This window comes from Luteibacter sp. CQ10 (genome assembly GCF_040900725.1).
GTDB lineage: Bacteria > Pseudomonadota > Gammaproteobacteria > Xanthomonadales > Rhodanobacteraceae > Luteibacter.
In genome coordinates, this window is record NZ_JAEUYM010000001.1 from 1,675,201 (window position 1) to 1,691,149 (window position 15,949).

18 protein-coding genes and 2 pseudogenes are annotated in these 15,949 nt (G+C 64.9%); 10 read left to right on the forward strand and 10 right to left on the reverse strand.

Features of this window, described 5'->3' with window-relative positions; translation table 11 throughout:
* Positions 1–76 precede the first annotated feature (76 nt).
* The 3 genes from JNG39_RS07295 to JNG39_RS07305 all read right to left on the reverse strand — a co-directional run bounded on the left by JNG39_RS07295 (position 77) and on the right by JNG39_RS07305 (position 3,049).
* A complete protein-coding gene (locus JNG39_RS07295) occupies positions 77–907 on the reverse strand; it encodes an oxidoreductase (protein WP_368310489.1) in 831 nt (276 codons plus the stop codon).
* Positions 908–1,111: 204 nt separating this feature from the next.
* On the reverse strand, positions 1,112–1,885 hold the full coding sequence (locus JNG39_RS07300) for an SDR family oxidoreductase (RefSeq protein ID WP_368310490.1): 774 nt from the start codon (positions 1,883–1,885) through the stop codon (positions 1,112–1,114).
* 27 nt (positions 1,886–1,912) lie between these two features.
* Positions 1,913–3,049, reverse strand: a complete 1,137-nt coding sequence (locus JNG39_RS07305) for an alkene reductase (protein ID WP_368310491.1) — start codon at positions 3,047–3,049, stop codon at positions 1,913–1,915.
* Between the two features lie 104 nt (positions 3,050–3,153).
* On the opposite strand from JNG39_RS07305, the gene JNG39_RS07310 reads away from it, so the two are divergent.
* Positions 3,154–4,098, forward strand: coding sequence for a LysR substrate-binding domain-containing protein (locus tag JNG39_RS07310; protein ID WP_368310492.1), 945 nt, complete (start codon positions 3,154–3,156; stop codon positions 4,096–4,098).
* 50 nt (positions 4,099–4,148) lie between these two features.
* Here the strand turns inward: JNG39_RS07310 and JNG39_RS07315 are convergent, their stop codons facing one another.
* The gene (locus tag JNG39_RS07315; RefSeq protein WP_368310493.1) at positions 4,149–5,042 is read right to left on the reverse strand and encodes an SDR family oxidoreductase; all 894 of its coding nucleotides are present in this window, start codon (positions 5,040–5,042) and stop codon (positions 4,149–4,151) included.
* 100 nt (positions 5,043–5,142) lie between these two features.
* Between JNG39_RS07315 and JNG39_RS07320 the strand changes: the two genes are divergently transcribed.
* The 5 genes from JNG39_RS07320 to JNG39_RS07340 all read left to right on the forward strand — a co-directional run bounded on the left by JNG39_RS07320 (position 5,143) and on the right by JNG39_RS07340 (position 8,700).
* Positions 5,143–5,985, forward strand: a complete 843-nt coding sequence (locus JNG39_RS07320) for a helix-turn-helix transcriptional regulator (protein ID WP_368310494.1) — start codon at positions 5,143–5,145, stop codon at positions 5,983–5,985.
* 140 nt (positions 5,986–6,125) lie between these two features.
* A complete protein-coding gene (locus JNG39_RS07325) occupies positions 6,126–6,578 on the forward strand; it encodes a MarR family winged helix-turn-helix transcriptional regulator (RefSeq protein ID WP_368310495.1) in 453 nt (150 codons plus the stop codon).
* Positions 6,579–6,593: 15 nt separating this feature from the next.
* Positions 6,594–7,157 (forward strand): isochorismatase family protein, encoded by a 564-nt coding sequence (locus JNG39_RS07330; RefSeq protein ID WP_368310496.1) that lies wholly within the window; start codon positions 6,594–6,596, stop codon positions 7,155–7,157.
* A 2-nt stretch (positions 7,158–7,159) separates the two neighbouring features.
* The gene (locus JNG39_RS07335) at positions 7,160–7,489 is read left to right on the forward strand and encodes a hypothetical protein (RefSeq protein ID WP_368310497.1); all 330 of its coding nucleotides are present in this window, start codon (positions 7,160–7,162) and stop codon (positions 7,487–7,489) included.
* A complete protein-coding gene (locus JNG39_RS07340; protein ID WP_368310498.1) occupies positions 7,486–8,700 on the forward strand; it encodes an MFS transporter in 1,215 nt (404 codons plus the stop codon). Before JNG39_RS07335 ends, JNG39_RS07340 begins: the two co-directional genes overlap by 4 nt.
* A gap of 136 nt (positions 8,701–8,836) precedes the next feature.
* Here the strand turns inward: JNG39_RS07340 and JNG39_RS07345 are convergent, their stop codons facing one another.
* The gene (locus tag JNG39_RS07345) at positions 8,837–9,619 is read right to left on the reverse strand and encodes an SDR family oxidoreductase (RefSeq protein WP_368310499.1); all 783 of its coding nucleotides are present in this window, start codon (positions 9,617–9,619) and stop codon (positions 8,837–8,839) included.
* On the reverse strand, positions 9,616–9,942 hold the full coding sequence (locus tag JNG39_RS07350) for a nuclear transport factor 2 family protein (protein WP_368310500.1): 327 nt from the start codon (positions 9,940–9,942) through the stop codon (positions 9,616–9,618). The genes JNG39_RS07345 and JNG39_RS07350 overlap by 4 nt, the downstream gene beginning before the upstream one ends.
* 102 nt (positions 9,943–10,044) lie before the next feature.
* Between JNG39_RS07350 and JNG39_RS07355 the strand changes: the two genes are divergently transcribed.
* Positions 10,045–10,947 carry a LysR family transcriptional regulator gene (locus tag JNG39_RS07355; RefSeq protein ID WP_368310501.1) on the forward strand — a complete coding sequence of 301 codons (903 nt, stop codon included), beginning with the start codon at positions 10,045–10,047 and terminating at the stop codon, positions 10,945–10,947.
* A 91-nt stretch (positions 10,948–11,038) separates the two neighbouring features.
* On the opposite strand, the gene JNG39_RS07360 is transcribed toward JNG39_RS07355, so the two are convergent.
* Entirely contained in the window at positions 11,039–12,022 is a 984-nt protein-coding gene (locus tag JNG39_RS07360) for an MBL fold metallo-hydrolase (protein WP_368310502.1), read from the reverse strand.
* Positions 12,023–12,139: 117 nt separating this feature from the next.
* Between JNG39_RS07360 and JNG39_RS07365 the strand changes: the two genes are divergently transcribed.
* Positions 12,140–12,763, forward strand: coding sequence for a TetR/AcrR family transcriptional regulator (locus JNG39_RS07365; RefSeq protein WP_368310503.1), 624 nt, complete (start codon positions 12,140–12,142; stop codon positions 12,761–12,763).
* Between the two features lie 185 nt (positions 12,764–12,948).
* On the opposite strand, the gene JNG39_RS07370 is transcribed toward JNG39_RS07365, so the two are convergent.
* On the reverse strand, positions 12,949–13,308 hold the full coding sequence (locus tag JNG39_RS07370; RefSeq protein WP_368310504.1) for a hypothetical protein: 360 nt from the start codon (positions 13,306–13,308) through the stop codon (positions 12,949–12,951).
* Between the two features lie 109 nt (positions 13,309–13,417).
* Complete coding sequence (locus JNG39_RS07375; protein WP_368310505.1) at positions 13,418–14,431, reverse strand: NADP-dependent oxidoreductase; 1,014 nt, start codon at positions 14,429–14,431, stop codon at positions 13,418–13,420.
* Positions 14,432–14,528: 97 nt separating this feature from the next.
* Here JNG39_RS07375 and JNG39_RS07380 point away from each other — a divergent pair.
* Positions 14,529–14,723 (forward strand): annotated as a pseudogene (locus tag JNG39_RS07380) (LysR family transcriptional regulator); the annotation flags it as partial.
* A 39-nt stretch (positions 14,724–14,762) separates the two neighbouring features.
* Positions 14,763–15,431 (forward strand): substrate binding domain-containing protein, encoded by a 669-nt coding sequence (locus JNG39_RS07385; RefSeq protein WP_368310821.1) that lies wholly within the window; start codon positions 14,763–14,765, stop codon positions 15,429–15,431.
* A gap of 212 nt (positions 15,432–15,643) precedes the next feature.
* Here JNG39_RS07385 and JNG39_RS07390 read toward each other — a convergent pair.
* Positions 15,644–15,838, reverse strand: a pseudogene (locus JNG39_RS07390) (ATPase); the annotation flags it as partial.
* Positions 15,839–15,949 lie beyond the last annotated feature (111 nt).

Below are 15,949 nucleotides of genomic sequence, written 5' to 3' on the forward strand. Positions count from 1 at the left end.
GCGATGTTCCGGGAGGATCGGGCTCCCTCCGCGTTCGTCAATGCCCGCACAACGTGGGCATCGGCGCATTCGTGATTCAGGCGATGTCGGTCGACGTCGAAAGCTCCCGCCACTCCAGTGCGTTGTCACGCAGGTCGTCGGCACGGCCCAGCACGGTCTCGAACGCATTACTGCCCGCCACCCACCGCACGGGCGGATTCGCGGCCGCGACCAGGTCCACGACCGCCTCGCCGAACTTCACCGGGTCCCCGTCTTGGTTGTGGTTGGCCTTGTCCAACGCTTCGCGCCTCGCGCGGCTGAATTCCCGATAATCGTCGATCTCGAGGTCGCCGTAGAAGACCGAGGTCGAGTCCAGGAAATCGGTGCGGAAGGGTCCGGGATGCACGCAGGTAGCCTTGATGCCGAACGGCGCCAGTTCCTGGCTCAAGGATTCGGACCATCCCGACACCGCGAATTTCGTCGCGCAATACATCGATGAACCCTGGAAGCCGATGATGCCCGCGGTCGAGGAGATCGTGAGCACGTGGCCCGATCGTTGCGCGCGCATGATCGGCAGCACCGCCCGCGTGACGTTGAACACGCCGAATACGTTCGTCTCGAACTGCGCACGGATGCGCTCGGTGGATAGCTCCTCGAAGGCACCGAGCTGCCCGAATCCCGCGTTGTTGACCAGCACGTCGATGCGACCGAAACGTTCGAGGGCAGCGGTAACCGCCGCGTCGATGGATGCCTCGGACGTTACGTCCATGGCGACGCGGGCGATGCGATCGCCATGGCCGTCGAGCAAGCGTTCCAGCGGCTCCGGCTTGCGTGCGGTCGCGACCACGTTGTCGCCCGCATCGAGCGCGGAGCGGGCTATTTCCAGACCAAGACCGCGGCTGGCGCCGGTGATGAACCAGGTTTTCATGAAACGTCTCCTTTGCGGGACTACGTGAATACAAGGGTGAAATGATATGCATGCCGTCGACGCGGCCATACACACGATGCGCCGCTATCATTGCCTAATCGTCCCACCGATCCGGCAACGCGGCCGACGTTCGGGCGTTGCACCACGGTGATCCGGGCCTGACGCTCGCCGTCGCGAAAGACGCCTCACGGCGCACCGTCCTCGTCACTGCACCGAGTAACCGCCGTCCACCATGAGGATGTGCCCCACGACGAACGACGAAGCGTCCGACGCCAGCCACAACACCGCCTCGGCCACTTCTTCGGGACGTCCCGTGCGGCCGATGGGATGCGCCGCGCGGATCGGTTCCATCACGGCATCGGAACCCGCCAGTTCGATGAAGCGCGCGATCATCGGCGTGTCGATGGTGCCAGGGCCGACGGCGTTGACCCGGATGCCTTGTTTGGCATAATCCAACGCCGCTCCACGCGTCAATCCCAGCACGGCGTGCTTGGACCCGGAATACGTGCTCAGGCCGGGGATGCCCACCACGGCGGACATCGAGCCCATGTTCACGATCGTCCCTCCGCCCTGCTTGAGCATCTGCTCGATCTCGGCGCGCATGCTCAGCCACACCCCGCGCACGGCCACGTCGAAGATCCGGTCGTAGGTGTCCGAGGGCTGATCGGCGAGCGGCGCGGAATTCTGCGTCAGGCCGGCGTTGTTGAATGCGATGTCGAGTCGACCGAAGGCGTCGACGGCACGGGCGACCAGCGCCCGCACCTGCGTCTCGTCGCTGACGTCCGTCACGACGGCGATCGCATCGCCGCCGCGGTCGCGGATGATGCGGACGGTTTCGTCGGCGGCGTCGGAGGCGATGTCGGAAACGACGACGCGTGCTCCCTGTGCCGCGAAGGCCATGGCGGTGGTGCGACCGATACCGGAACCGGCTCCGGTCACGAGGGCGACCTTTCCCTTGAACTCGTCATATTTGGGCATGTGCGTTCTCCGTGGAGGGATGGAAGATCAGGCGTCTTCAGTGGCGACGTAGGGTCGATAGTCCACGTAACCCTTCGAGCCGCCGGTGTAATAGGTGTCGCGGTCGGCCGCGTTGAGGGGCCAGTCGTTGCGAAGCCGCGCGACGAGATCCGGATTGGCGATGAACGGCTGGCCGAAGCCCGCCAGATCGATCACGCCGTTGGTGATGAGTTCCTCCGCGCGCGCCTTCGTCATGCCGCCGTCGAGCAGGATGGCTACGCGCGGCGCGACCGAACGCCATCGGATGAGCAATTCCTTGATGAGATCGCTGGTGGGCTTCTGTCCGGCCGGCGTGTTGAAGAAGCCCGTCTGGTCCATGACATGGAAATACGCCACGCCGCGCTCGCCCAGGGCCTTGCCCAGCGCGACGTAAGTGGTTTCCGTATCGTCGAACATCGGCACCGCGCCGATCACCCCGTACGGCGTGAGGCGGATGCCGACGCGATGGATGCCGATCGCCGCGCCCACCGCGTCCACCACCTCGAGCGTAAAGCGCAGGCGGCCTTCCATGGTGGCGGCCGAATAACGATCGGTGCGGTCGTTGATGTGCGGGTTGAGGAACTGGTCGAACAGGTAACCGTTTGCGGCGTGAAGTTCCACGCCGTCGAAGCCGGCTGCCATCGCATTGCGCGCGGCCTGCACGAAGTCACCCACCACCCGCGCGATCTCATCGGTCGCCAGCGCGCGCGGCTTCGACGACGGCACGAAACCGACGTTGCCCTCGTCGTCGCGCCCAAAGGCCATCGCACCCTCCGCGACCCGGTTCGTCGAGCTCACCGGCGGCGCATGATCGGGCTGGTTCGACGTATGGGATATGCGGCCGACATGCCACAACTGGATGAACATCCTGCCACCCACCGCGTGCACCGAATCGGTCACCAACCGCCAACCCTCGATCTGCCTTGGCGTGAAGATGCCGGGGTTGTAGAAGTAGCCCTGTCCTTCCCGCGAGATGGGCGAGCCCTCGGACACGATCAGTCCCGCCGAAGCGCGTTGTGTGTAATACAGGGCCACCTGTTCGGTGGGAATGTCTTCCGGCGCACGCGAACGCGTCAACGGCGCCATGAAAATGCGGTTGGCCAGCGTCAGGCCGGAGAGATCGAAAGGGGAAAACAGCTCATTCATCGTAAGTCGCCTCCGTCGTGCATCGAAGAGGCGATCAGGCTAGCGGCTTGTGTTTTGGCGAAAAACAGGCTGCAATTCTTAACAGAGGAGAAAATATTTCCACCATGCCGATTTCGATCGAAAGCCTGAGCGCCATCCAAGCCTTCGTGCACGCCGCCGAAAAACGAAGCTTCAAGGCGGCGGGACAACTGGTGGGCCTGACACCGTCGGCCGTCGGCAAGGCGATCCAGAAGCTGGAAGAGCAGCTCGGCGCGAGCCTGTTCCGCCGATCGACACGCTCCGTCACGTTGACGGACGAGGGTTCCCGCTTTCTCGACCGGTGCCGGACGATACTGGCCGAGCTCGAAGCGGCCCACGCCGACATCGCCCAGGCTGGCGCGGCGCCGGTCGGGCGCCTCAAGATCGGCCTGCCCGTCGAGCCTACGCTGTTGCTACCGGTGATTTCCGACTTCGGGCTCGCTTATCCCGCGCTCGAACTCGACCTGGACATCAATGATCGCTTCGTCGACGTGATCGACGAAGGGTTCGACGCGGTCATACGCTCAGGCGAACCCAAGGACAGTCGGCTACGACACCGGCGCCTGGGTGACTTCCGCTGGCGATTCGTCGCTTCGCCGGCCTATATTGCCGGCCACGGCCGTCCCGGCAGACTGGCCGACCTGGCCGATCACCGCTGCCTGCGGCATCGCCTTCCGGAGACCGGTCGCCTGATACCCTGGCCGGTCGATCCGGCTATGGACGGTTCATCGTTGCCGGTGTCGATCACGGCGACGATGATGGAGCCGTTGCTCGAACTGGCGCGCCGTGGACACGGCATCGCCCGCCTACCGCACTTCGCCGTGGATCGGGACATCGCCACGGGACGCCTCGTGGACGTTCTTCCCGGGCTCCCCGACTACGGCGGCAGCCTGAACCTGCTCTGGCCAGCCAGCCGCTATCCGCTGCCCAAGGTTCGCGTCTTCGTCGATTTCGTCGCTGCGCGGCTGGCTCGCGAGCTCGCGATTGGCCGCGACGACCAGGGCCTCGCCGAGTCCACCACGACGCCGTAGGAACTTTCTCCGTCGATGACACGTTCCGTGCCCGTGATGGCCGCCGCGGATCAGTGCCTCCTGTAGTCCATCCGCTCCAGGTCGGACAACAGCGTCGGCCCTGTGGGAGCCCAGCCGAGGCGTTCGCGCGTCAGCGCGCTCGAAGCCGGCATGTCCACGCCGACGAAGATCCCCATCCAGCCGAAATGGTCCCGAGACTCTTCCTCCGACAGGGAAACCACGGGCAGACCGAGGCCGGCACCCACCACGCGCGCGATGTCACGTATCTCCACGCCCTCTTCCGCCACCGCGTGATATCGCGCGCCCGGCTCCGCCTTTTCCAGCGCCAGGCGATAGAGGCGGGCGACATCGTCGACCGGCGCCGCCGGCCAGCGGTTGCGGCCCTCACCGACGTAGCCGACGCGCCCCTTCTGCGTCGACAGTTCGATGAAGGGCGTGATCAGGCCCTGCCTCACGGTGTCGTGTACCTGCGGCAGGCGGACCACCGACACGTTCACGCCTTCGTCCAGCAACGCCTGTCCGGCGATTTCCGTGAGCTTGCGCGGGTTGGGATGATCGGGATTGAACACGTCTTCGGTGGCTGGCTGACCGTGCGCAGCCTGACCCATGCCGGTGCCCGAGGTGATCAGCAGCGGACGTCGGGAGCCCTTCATGACGGCCCCCAGCGACTCGATGACCCGCCGGTCTTTCTCGCAATTGGCGACGAAGTTCGAGAAATCATGATCGAAGGCCGCATGAAGCACGGCGTCGGCACCCTCGGCACCGGCCTGGATCGACGGCAGGTCTTCGAGCGTCGCCCGATGAGGCTCCGCTCCCGCCGCGCGCAACGACGCGGCCCCATCGTCGGACCGGGTCATGCCGATCACCTCGTGGCCGGCCGCCAACAGCTCCGGAACGATGCGCGAACCGATGAAGCCGGTCGCGCCAGTAACGAAAATACGCATGTGGACACTCTCCCATTGAGCTGATGGACGAGTGTCGTGCGCCATGCCAACCTATTAAAGTAGTGACATTATCCTGGTATCGAAACCAACAGGCTTCGCCATGCCCGTCTCAACCGTCCACTCCCTGGGTACGTTTCTTCGCGATCGCCGCACACGGCTCGATCCGGCGACGTTCGGTTTCGCGGCGGGCCGGCGGCGCACTCCCGGCCTTCGCCGCGAAGAAGTGGCCCAGCGCGCGAACATCAGTCCCACCTGGTACACGTGGCTCGAGCAGGGCCGCGGCGGCGCACCGTCCATCGAGGTGCTGGACCGGCTCGCCGCCGGCCTCATGCTGACCGAACCCGAACGCGAACACATGTTCATGCTGGCGCTGGGGCATCCGCCGGAGCCCCGGTACGTACCGCCGCAGGGCATCACGCCCCGTCTCCAGCGCGTGCTGGACGCATTTCCCGTTAGCCCCGGCATCATCCGTACGGCGACCTGGGACGTGGTGGCATGGAACGCCGCCGCCGCGGCCCTGCTGACCGACTACGGCACGCTTCCGCGCGAGCAAAGGAACATCCTTCGCCTGATGTTCTCCAGCGAACGCGTGCGTTCCGCACAGGAAGACTGGATGAGCGTCGCCCGCTTCGTCGTCGCCACCTTCCGCGCGGACGCCGCGCGCGCGGGGGCGAATGGCGAGATCTCGCAATTGGTCGACGAGCTGTGCCGCACCAGCGAGGTCTTCGCCCGTCTATGGGAAAGCAACGACGTCACCGGCCATGGCGACGGCCTGAAGCGACTGCGGCATCCCGAGTTGGGCCTGATCGAGCTGGAATTTTCCAACTTCGCGGTGGAGGGTCGGCCGGATCTCACGATGATGGTGTACAACCCGACGTCGGAGGCCCTCGCCGCCGAGATCGCCGCGCTGATCGGCCAGACGCGCCGAGCCACGAGGGCCTGATTCCCTCCCCGCCGAGGACCGCGAGAGCACCTCATGGTTTTGATCGTGCGCTGGGTGTCGCACGCGCCACAGACATGCCTCATGCCCATGAATACAGTTTATCTGTACAGTTGAACTGTGTTTATGCCAGGATCGGCGGCATGGTCAAGTCATCACCCTCACCCAACGCGCCATCGGCCGCCGCCCTTGCCGCTGACTTGCGCATTTCCGTCGGAAAACTGGTGCGACGCTTGCGCGAGCAAGCCCATCCGGGCGACTTCACGTCCGCCCAGAAGTCGGTGCTGCTGCGCCTGGACCGTGACGGGCCTGCCACGGTGTCCGCCCTCGCTCGCGCGGAGAGTGTCCGCCCGCAGTCCATGCGTATCACCGTGGCCGGGCTGGAGGCGATGAAGGCCGTCCACGGCAAACCCGATCCGGACGACGGTCGGCAAACCCTCATCGATCTCACGCCGGCCTTCCGCAAGACCCTCAAGGAAACCCGGGCCGCCAAGGAAGACTGGCTGGTCCATGCCCTTCAGGCCCAACTGACGCCTGCGGAACAGGGCGAACTCGCCGCGGCGGTGAAGCTGCTGCAACGCCTCGCCGACTTCTGAGACTCAGGAGACAACATGCCCCTCACCATGCTCGACCCGAACACCGCCCTTATCGTCGTCGACCTGCAAAAAGGCATCGTCGACCGTTCCTTCGTGCATCCCATCGACGGAGTCGTGGCTCGCTCGCGTGCATTGATCGACGCGTTTCGTGAACGCCACCTTCCGGTCGTCCTCGTCAATGTCGCCGGCGTCGCGCCGGGCCGTACCGAGCGGCCGCCTCACAGCGGATCGTTCCCGGCCGGATGGACCGACTTCATCCCCGAACTCGATCGACAGCCCAGCGATATCGTCGTGACGAAGCGAAGCTGGGGCGCATTCGCCAACACCGACCTCGAGGGCCGGCTGAAAGCACTGGGCGTTACCCAGGTCGTCGTCACCGGCGTCGCGACGGGTACGGGTGTCGAGGCGACCGCACGGCAGGCGTATGAGCACGGCTTCCACGTCACCCTGGCTCTCGACGCCATGACGGATGCGCGTGCCGAGGCCCATGAATACAGCATCACGAACGTCTTTCCGAAGCTGGGGGAAACGGGCACGGCTCAGGACGTGATCGATCGGCTGCCGAGAGCGAGCACCTGACCATGGCATGGCTTCATCTCGTCTCCTACGTTTTCGGCGGCGCCTTTCTCGCGAACGCCGTGCCGCACTTTGTCGCTGGTGTCATGGGCGAACCGTTTCAGAGTCCGTTCGCGAAACCGCCGGGGCAAGGACTATCCTCATCGACGGTGAACGTGCTTTGGGGATTTCTCAATCTGGTGATCGGCTACGTGCTCGTCTGTCGCATCGGTGACTTCGACTTGAAGCACACGAGCGATGCGATCTCGCTCGGGGTGGGGATGCTGGCCATAGGGTTGCTTTCCGCGCGCCTGTTCGGCCGCTTCCACGGCGGCGATGCGCCGGAGGGTACGTGAGCGTAGCGACGACGGGGATCTTCCGCTCGCTCAGGAATGCCAACTATCGGACCTGGGCGGCCGGTGCGCTGGTCTCCAATATCGGGACATGGATGCAACGCACGGCCCAGGATTGGCTGGTGCTTACCCAGCTCACCCGTCACGATGCGTCGGCCGTGGGCGTGGTCATGGCGCTCCAGTTCGGGCCACAGCTCCTGCTGCTGCCCTGGACCGGCTTCGCCGCCGACCACTACAACCAGCGCAAGCTCCTCATGGCGACCCAGGCGACGATGGGAATTCTTGCCCTGGCGCTGGGCGTGCTGACCGTCACGGGCGCGGTCCAGCTCTGGCAGGTCGACGTATTCGCTTTTCTATCTGGCTGCGCCTCGGCCTTCGATGCGCCCGTACGCCAGACCTTCGTGACGGAACTGGTCGGCGACGCGGATCTGCCGAATGCGGTCGCGCTCAACTCGACCTCGTTCAACGCGGCACGCATGGTGGGGCCGGCGGTAGCCGGTCTGCTCATCGCTTCCGTCGGCACCGGCTGGGCCTTCGTCCTCGACGGAATCAGCTTCGTCGCGGTGCTGGCCTCCCTCTTCCTGCTGCGTACGTCGAGCCTGCATGCGAACGCGCGGGCGCACCGCACCAGAGGCAGTTTGACCGAGGGATTTCGTTACGTGTGGTCCCGACCGGACCTGAAAGCGATCCTGGTCATGCTGTTCCTGATCGGCACGTTCGGGCTGAATTTTTCGATCTTCATCTCGACCATGGCCGTGAGCGTCTTCCACACGGATGCACGTGGCTACGGCCTCCTTTCGTCGGTCATGGCCGTCGGTACCGTCGCGGGAGCACTGCTCGCCGCCGGTGGCGACCGCCCGCGATTCAGGTCATTGCGGGTCGGAGCGGCCATGTTCGGACTCGGCTGCGCCCTGGCCGCGATGGCCCCTAGCTATGCGCTGTTCGCCGGCGCACTGGTCGTCATCGGCGTCGCCGCCATCACCTTTACGAACGCGACCAACAGCCTGATGCAGCTGACCACCGAGGCCGCCATGCGCGGACGCGTCATGGCGCTGCGCGTTGCCATCGCCCTCGGCGGCACGCCGATCGGCGCACCGATCGTAGGTTGGGTCGCGAACCATCTGGGCCCACGCTGGGCACTCGGCATCGGCGCGGCATCGGGCGTCGCCGCGGCCATCGTGTGTGTCTGCGTGCCCAGGACACGGGAATCCTGACGCCTCGGCCAGCGCACGCGGCCCTCCCGCCCAGCGGTCACGCCCTTCGTTCAGCGCAGCAAGGAGGCCATACCCTTCTTCGGCGCCACTGCGACGCGTGAGTCGGAAGCCACTGCCGCAACGTGTCGGCTGCCAACTAAAGAGTGGGCACGGTGCCGCCGTCGATCCGATACTCAGCTCCTGCGATCGATGCGGATCGCGGGGACGCCAGGAAAGCGATCAGATCGGCCACCTCGCGCGGTGCGGCGGGCCGGCCCACGGGAATGCCTCCCAGCCAGTCCATGATGATTTTCCTGCCGCCTTCGTAGTCCGTGCCGGCCTGGGCAGCCATCCGCTCCGCAAAGGCCACCGACGCCTCCGTCTCGATCCAGCCCGGCGCCACGCTCAGCACGCGGACACCCTTCGGCGTCACCTCTTTTGAAAGCGACTTGCTGTACGTCGTGAGGGCACCCTTGGCGGCGGCGTAGGCGGTCGTGGACTCGGGCAGAGGCAACACCCGCTGGATGGAACTGATGTGGATGATCACCCCCGAGCCTCGAGCCAGCATCGACGGCAGCAACGCACGATCCAGGCGTACGGCGGGCATCAGGTTCAGGTTCAACTCGGCGAACCAGTGTTCGTCGCTGATCGCGGCGAAACCGCCGACGGGCGTCTTCGAGCCGCCGAGCACGTTGATCAGGACGTCGACGCCGCCCCAGTCCCGCAGGACGGTCTGGGCAAGGCGATCCGTCCCTTCGGCCGTCGACAGATCGGCAGCGACGTAGGTGACGCCTTCGACCGTCTGCGCCGGCACGGTACGCGCGGATGTCATGACCCGGGCACCCGCCTCCACGAGGGTTTCCACAACGGCCGCGCCAAGGCCCAGCGTGCCGCCAGTGACCACCGCGCGCAGTCCTTTCAGGCGAAGGTCGAAGCTCATACGGTGACCTCCAGACGTGCGATCAAGCCGTGCTCGAGTCGGAACCCATAGGTCAAGACGACCGGACTGCGCGGAAAATCGCCTGCGACGTCGGCACGGACGACGTGGATCTCGCCTTGCTGCTCGATGGAAAACGGCACGCTCGTCGCGTTGTACTTGGCCGATGCCTCGGCCATGAAGGTCTTGATGGCGTCGATGCCCGCCAATGTGCGACCGACGTCGTTCATGACGGCATCCGCCGTGAAGCAATGCGCCAGGGCATCGGGGTCATGCTCGGCCGCGAAGTACGCGGCAATGGGCTCAGGCAGGGTCAAGGCGTTCACGTCGTCGGCTCCGTGGGGCGAGTGGAGGCCTCAGGATGCGCGCCGCGTTCAGTTTACTGAATACCCTATAATCTTTATGAGTTATGTAGAGAGGAATACATAATGCGTGGATCCGATTTCGCCGAGCTCAGGGCGTTCGTGGCCGTGGTCGAACGCCAGAGCTTCGCGCGGGCGGCGGAGCACCTGGGCCTCTCACCTTCGGCACTCAGCCAGACCATCCGCCAGCTCGAGGGCCGCATCGGCGCACGTCTTCTGAATCGCACGACGCGAAGCGTCGCGCCGTCGGCGAATGGCGAGCGGCTATACAGACGCATCGCGCCGTTGTTTCGGGAGATGGACGTCGCCGTCGCCGAGGCCAGCGAGGCGACGGGACAAATGCGCGGCACGCTCCGCATCAACACGTTGGGGATTGCAGCCAGAACCATCATCGCGCCCCGGCTTTCCCGCTTCCATCAAACACACCCCGACGTGGTTCTCGACATCGTGGTCGACGACACGCTTGCCGATATCGTCGCCGGCCGCTTCGATGCGGGCATCCGCGTCGGCGGCCGGCTCGAGAAAGACATGGTCGCCGTCCGTCTGACGCCAGACCTGGACATGGTGGCCGTCGCCTCCCCTGACTACCTCGCGCGTCGAGGCACACCCACGTCACCTGCCGACCTGCATGACCATACATGCATCAACTGGCGGCTTCAGACGGATGGCAGGCACTATCGATGGGAGTTCGAAAAACGCGGGAAACGGATCGACGTGGCGGTGGAGGGTCCGGTCGTGACCAATCATGCCGATATCGGCATCGCCGCCGCGGTGGGCGGGCTGGGAATCGCCTATCACTTCGAACGGGACGGCGTGGGGGAGCTCTTGGCGGAGGGACGGCTGGTCCAGGTCCTTGCTGACTGGTCGATTTCTCGCCCTGGGCTGTTCCTGTACTACCCGAACAGGCAGTATCGTCCCGCGCTGCTCGGTGCGTTCATCGACTGTCTGCTGGATCGAAAGACCTTTTGATCGGTCTTCACGGTTCGGCTACTGGCCCCACTCCCCTTCAGCCCTCCGAGCCCGGTTCAGCACCGGGCTTTTTTCGTGTCCGGAGCCACGCTCAGCGGGTCGATGCCGGATAGGTAGCGATCGAACTGAACGCACGCGCGTCATGCGCGGGAACCGCCGTGATCTGAGGGTAACGCGCGGTGGCGGCGCGGATGCGCGCGATGGCCGTGCGTATGTCGGAGCGGTCTTCGCCGATCAGGAACCTCATCATCCAAGGCTTCTCCGCCGGCCGCGTCAGCCCTTCCGTTTGCCAGACGAGATCACCGATAAAGGCGTAGCGCTTCCCCGAGGGCAGGTTGACGAAGACGATGACCGAGTCGGGCGTATGGCCCGGTGCCGGCACGATCACGACGGCGCCGTCGCCATATACGTCATGGCTGCGCGGGAAACCGAGGTAGGACCCGCCATCGAAACGATACGGCCGATAGACGACATCGCGGAAGCTGTTGAGCACCTCGGTGCCCTCGCCATGCGACCCGATGAAGCGCTGGCCGGCAGCGTTTATCAGCACGGGTATGCCGCGGAGATCGTCCACGCCGCTGATGTGGTCCCAGTGAGCATGGGTCGGCAAGATCGCCGTCAGCGTGCCGGCGCGCGCCTCCCCTAACTGATCGATGATGGGCGTGCCCAGGTGGTGAGGTGACTGTTGAAGCGAGGGGAGCAGTCGCAATTGCCGTTCGACATGCCGACCGAACCCCGTGTCGATCAGCAGGTCGCCCTTGGGATGCCGGACGAGGACGCCCGTCGCGGCGAAGGCGCGCGTTTCCCTCCACGAACCGCCCCGAAAGGCTAGCGCCGCAGGGGTTTCGTAGGTGCCTGTCGGCATCGCGCTGATCGACATGGCGGCCGGAGGCGAAGCCGGCGGCAGCGCCCCGACGTCGACTCGCGGCACATCGAGCCGGATCGGGGCGAACGTCCAGGCGAACCAAAGCAGCGCCGCCAGGAGCCCTATCGCGAACCCGACCAGCGCGCTCTTGATGGGGCGACGACGCATCCGCTGCAAGAACGGGGTTTCGTTTCCGATAGCACGAGCCATGGATCTGCCTTTTGTGTAACGATAGTAGGGATTATCGCGATAACGATAATGGCGACTATCGTTAGGAGTCAACAAGGCATGAGAGATTGGTCCCCCGATCATCCGAGGGCGAAAGTGATGGCGCGCAAGCGCGCGGCGATCGTGGCCGCGGCGGAGCAGGCGTTCGTTCGGGACGGCTATGCCGGCAGCGGCATGGAGAGCATCGCCCGCGAGGCCGGCGTTTCGATCATGACGCTATACCGTCATGCCCGAACCAAAGACGATCTCTTTGCCGCGGTGATCGAAAGCGCTTGCCATCCGGCAGACATGGAAGAGTCGGCCAAGATCGACGATGCCATGAAGAAGCCGCTCGCGGACATCCTTCTCTTTATCGGCGTGATGTTCCAGGAGCGTGTCCGCGGTCCGAAGACGACCCATCTCCTGCGGGTAGTCATGACCGAAATGCGTCGATTCCCGCATCTGGGCGAGTTGGCTTACAACGGCCTGATCAACGCGCACGTCCAAAGGCTGGACGCGTTTCTCTCGGCTCGGGACGAGACATCCGGCATGCCGGAGGAGCGACGGCGCAAGATCGGCCATGACTTCTTCGAACGCTTGATCGGTCTCGACGATTATCGAGTTCTGCTTGGCCTGTCGCCCCCATCGGCACACGACATCCGCAAGCGGGCAGAACGGGCTGCGCAGGAACTTCTTGCGGAGTTGCAGGGGGATCGCGCCGCTCCCCGCTCGCGGGAGTCGTGAGAGCCCTCCCTCCTCCATCCATCATGATGGCGGACAGAGATCTCGCCATCGTCGATCCAGCCGCGGAGCATCGCTAACGGCCGCGCACCTCGGTGTCACGCAGCACCGGGAGCGATACTGACATCGTATCGGAGGAAGCGAAAAGAAGCCGCCCGCCGGCCTCCTTGGAAAACGCCGGCGCCGCTTTAGACCGTACGCGCCACGATCGGATCATGCACGTACTTCAACCATGTTCCCAGCGTGGAGGGATCTCCATCCACCCGCATGTCGCCGGATCGCATGAAATGATCGGCGGCGGTGGCGTATGCGGGGTCGGCGCTGAGCAACAGGTTCAGCGACTTCGCGGCCGCCGTCGTGATCTCGATGGTGATGTCGCCCCGCTCATCGGGCCGGGCGCCTGCCCGGAACGAGGGAACGCCGTCGACAATCTCGAAACGGAGTCCCTGAACCAAGCCTTCCGACAGCGTCACGCCATCCATGTAGCGCTCGACCAGCGAGACGTTCGTATCAGGGGCGACACCGCCCCGCAGGGCGGCTTCGCACATCAGGTTTCCCACCATCTCGAACCATGCCGTGGTTCCATGGCGGAGCTTCTCGCTCGTTGTCATCGTATGGCTCCCACTGGGTGGCACCGCGCCAGGCGCGGCGGCCGATTCACTCTACGGTGAGGACGATCTTGCCCTGGATATGTCCTTGGCCCGCGCGCGTATGTGCCTTACTCGCATCGGCCAGCGGGTACGTGCTGTCGATCACCACCCTTAGGGTCCCGTCATTCAACAGAGGGGCTAGTTCCAGAAGCTGGGCGCCACTGGAGCGGACCTGCGTTGCCGAGACGGCCACCCCCCGCGATGCGGCCTCCTCGGCGCCTGCAAAACCCAGGGGGTAGATCGGGAACAGCGCTCCCCCGCGTTTCAGGGTCCGAAGGAAGCCGGCCGCGGCCGCGCCGCCGACATTATCGACAACGAGATCGAGATCCCGCACCGTTTCTTCCGGGGCATGCTTCGTATAGTCGATGAATTCATCGACGCCGAGATCGCGGAGAAGTGCCTCGTGCTTTCCGGACGCCACGGCGATGACGCGCGCGCCCTTCGATTTCGCGACCTGAACCGCGAAATGGCCCACGCCTCCCGCGGCCCCGTTGACTAGTACCTTCCTGCCTTCGAGTGGGACCGGGCGATGCCGGTCCGGCTGAAGCGGATTAGGCTCATCGTGGCCCAGCTCGACCAGGAACTGCCAGGCCGTGAGCAGCGACATCGGCGCGCCCGCCGCATGGACGTGATCGATACCGGCCGGCTTCAGCGCGAGTTCCGATGCCGGAACGCTGACATATTCGGCGTAGGCCTTGCTGCCCGTGAGGTCTCCGGGAAAACCGACCATTGAATAGACCTCGTCGCCGACGCGGAAGCGCTCGACGTCGTCCGCGACCGCCTCGACGACTCCGGAGATGTCGGTGCCGAGGATCAGCGGAAACGAGACCTGCGGTCGCCATTCCGGCGGCAGAGTGCTGTAGCCGTCGCGGAGATACCAGTCGGGGGGATTGATGCCGACCGCGTGGACGCGAACAAGCACTTCGCCGGGCTTCGGTCGTGGCTTGGGCGCCTCCTCATAGACCAGGACTTCAGGGCCGCCTAAAGCGTGCTGGCGAATAGCCTTCATGGTGTCGCTCATTCCGATCTCCAAAATTCGTTTCACATCGTGGTTGATCAGAAATGTAGAGGCTTGCTGTCGAGTTGATAATGGAGGTGTAAGTTGATTCACTAATGTCATGAAAGAACAAATAGCCCTCGAACGGCTGACCGGCCTCATCGCGTTCGCGCGCGCTGGCTCGCTGGGAAGCTACACGGCGGCCGCGCGCTCCCTCTCGATCTCACCATCGGCGGTGAGCAGGAGCGTCCAGCGGCTCGAGCAACACCTGGGCGTCTCGCTCTTTACGCGCACGACACGTGCGTTGACGCTTACGCCGGAAGGCCGGGATCTCCACGATCGCGCGCTCAGGCTATTGCGCGATGCCGAGGACATCGAGCAGGCGGCAAAAAGGGCGCGTGCCGAGCCCGCGGGGACCTTGCGGATCGCGGCGTCCTTACCGATCGGCGTGCACCTGATCGCGCCGACGCTGCCCGCCTTTCGCGAGCAGTACCCTGAGGTCACCGTCGACCTGCGGTTGAGCGATCAGATCGTCGATATCGTGGAGCAACGCATCGACGTCGCCATTCGTATCGGTGACCTGCCGGACTCGGGATTGCTGTCGCGCAAGTTGGCGCCCCTTCGATTGGGCGCCTACGCGTCACCCGGCTACTTGGCCAGGCGGGGCGTGCCTTCCCACCCTGACGATCTGCAGAGGCACGACACGGTGACCCTCCGCTATCAGAGCACGGGCCAGTCTTTCCGATGGCCGTTTCGGATCGGGGGGCGCGAAGTCGACATGGTGCCCCCGTCGGGATTGATCGCCGACGTGAGCGACGCCGTGATGGCCATGCTCGTGGCAGGCGGAGGCATCGGGATCGCCGCGAGCTTCGTCGCCGCGCCCCATGTCGCACGAGGCGAACTGGTTCCGATCCTGACCGAGTTCGCCGTCGAACGAAACAACATCACCGTACTCTGGCCCGAAAGCCGTCGCACCAATCCGGCCGTGCGCGCCTTCCTGGCGCGACTGCAGGAGATCTTTTAGGGGCGCATGTCCGCCGTGGGACGGCGTTGATGCAAGCGCTCACTCTCGACGGCGGGACTGGGGAGTGCCCTTCCCGTCACGTCCGGTCAAAGGGCAGGATCAAGCTCGACGGGGACAACGGCTCTGATCTCTGCCAATAGATATCCGCAACGGCACGTTGCGAACACCTCGCGTTTCTGGTGAGCCAAGCGGCCCGTGCGATATGCCTGTTACGGCTTCACGCTTGCACGGCCAGAAAGCCCTCGTCGGACCGCTTCTGATGTTTATGGCACAGCCCCACACGGTCGCCGTGTGGTGCTCCATGCTTGGGCGCAAGTGACGATCCAGCAGGACGGCGCCGGTGTCGAAGCAGGCACCGCAGACGAGAAAACGTGTTGTTCGAAGGAAATGTGCGATTTGTCGTTCATGACGATCTCCGGTTGAAAGGGCGGAGTTGACCGGAACCGTCACCAGAACGGCGCACTCATCAGTCATGGGGCGTAGCCGGCCCCGGCCGCAAGCGTGCAAGCAAGCGTAAC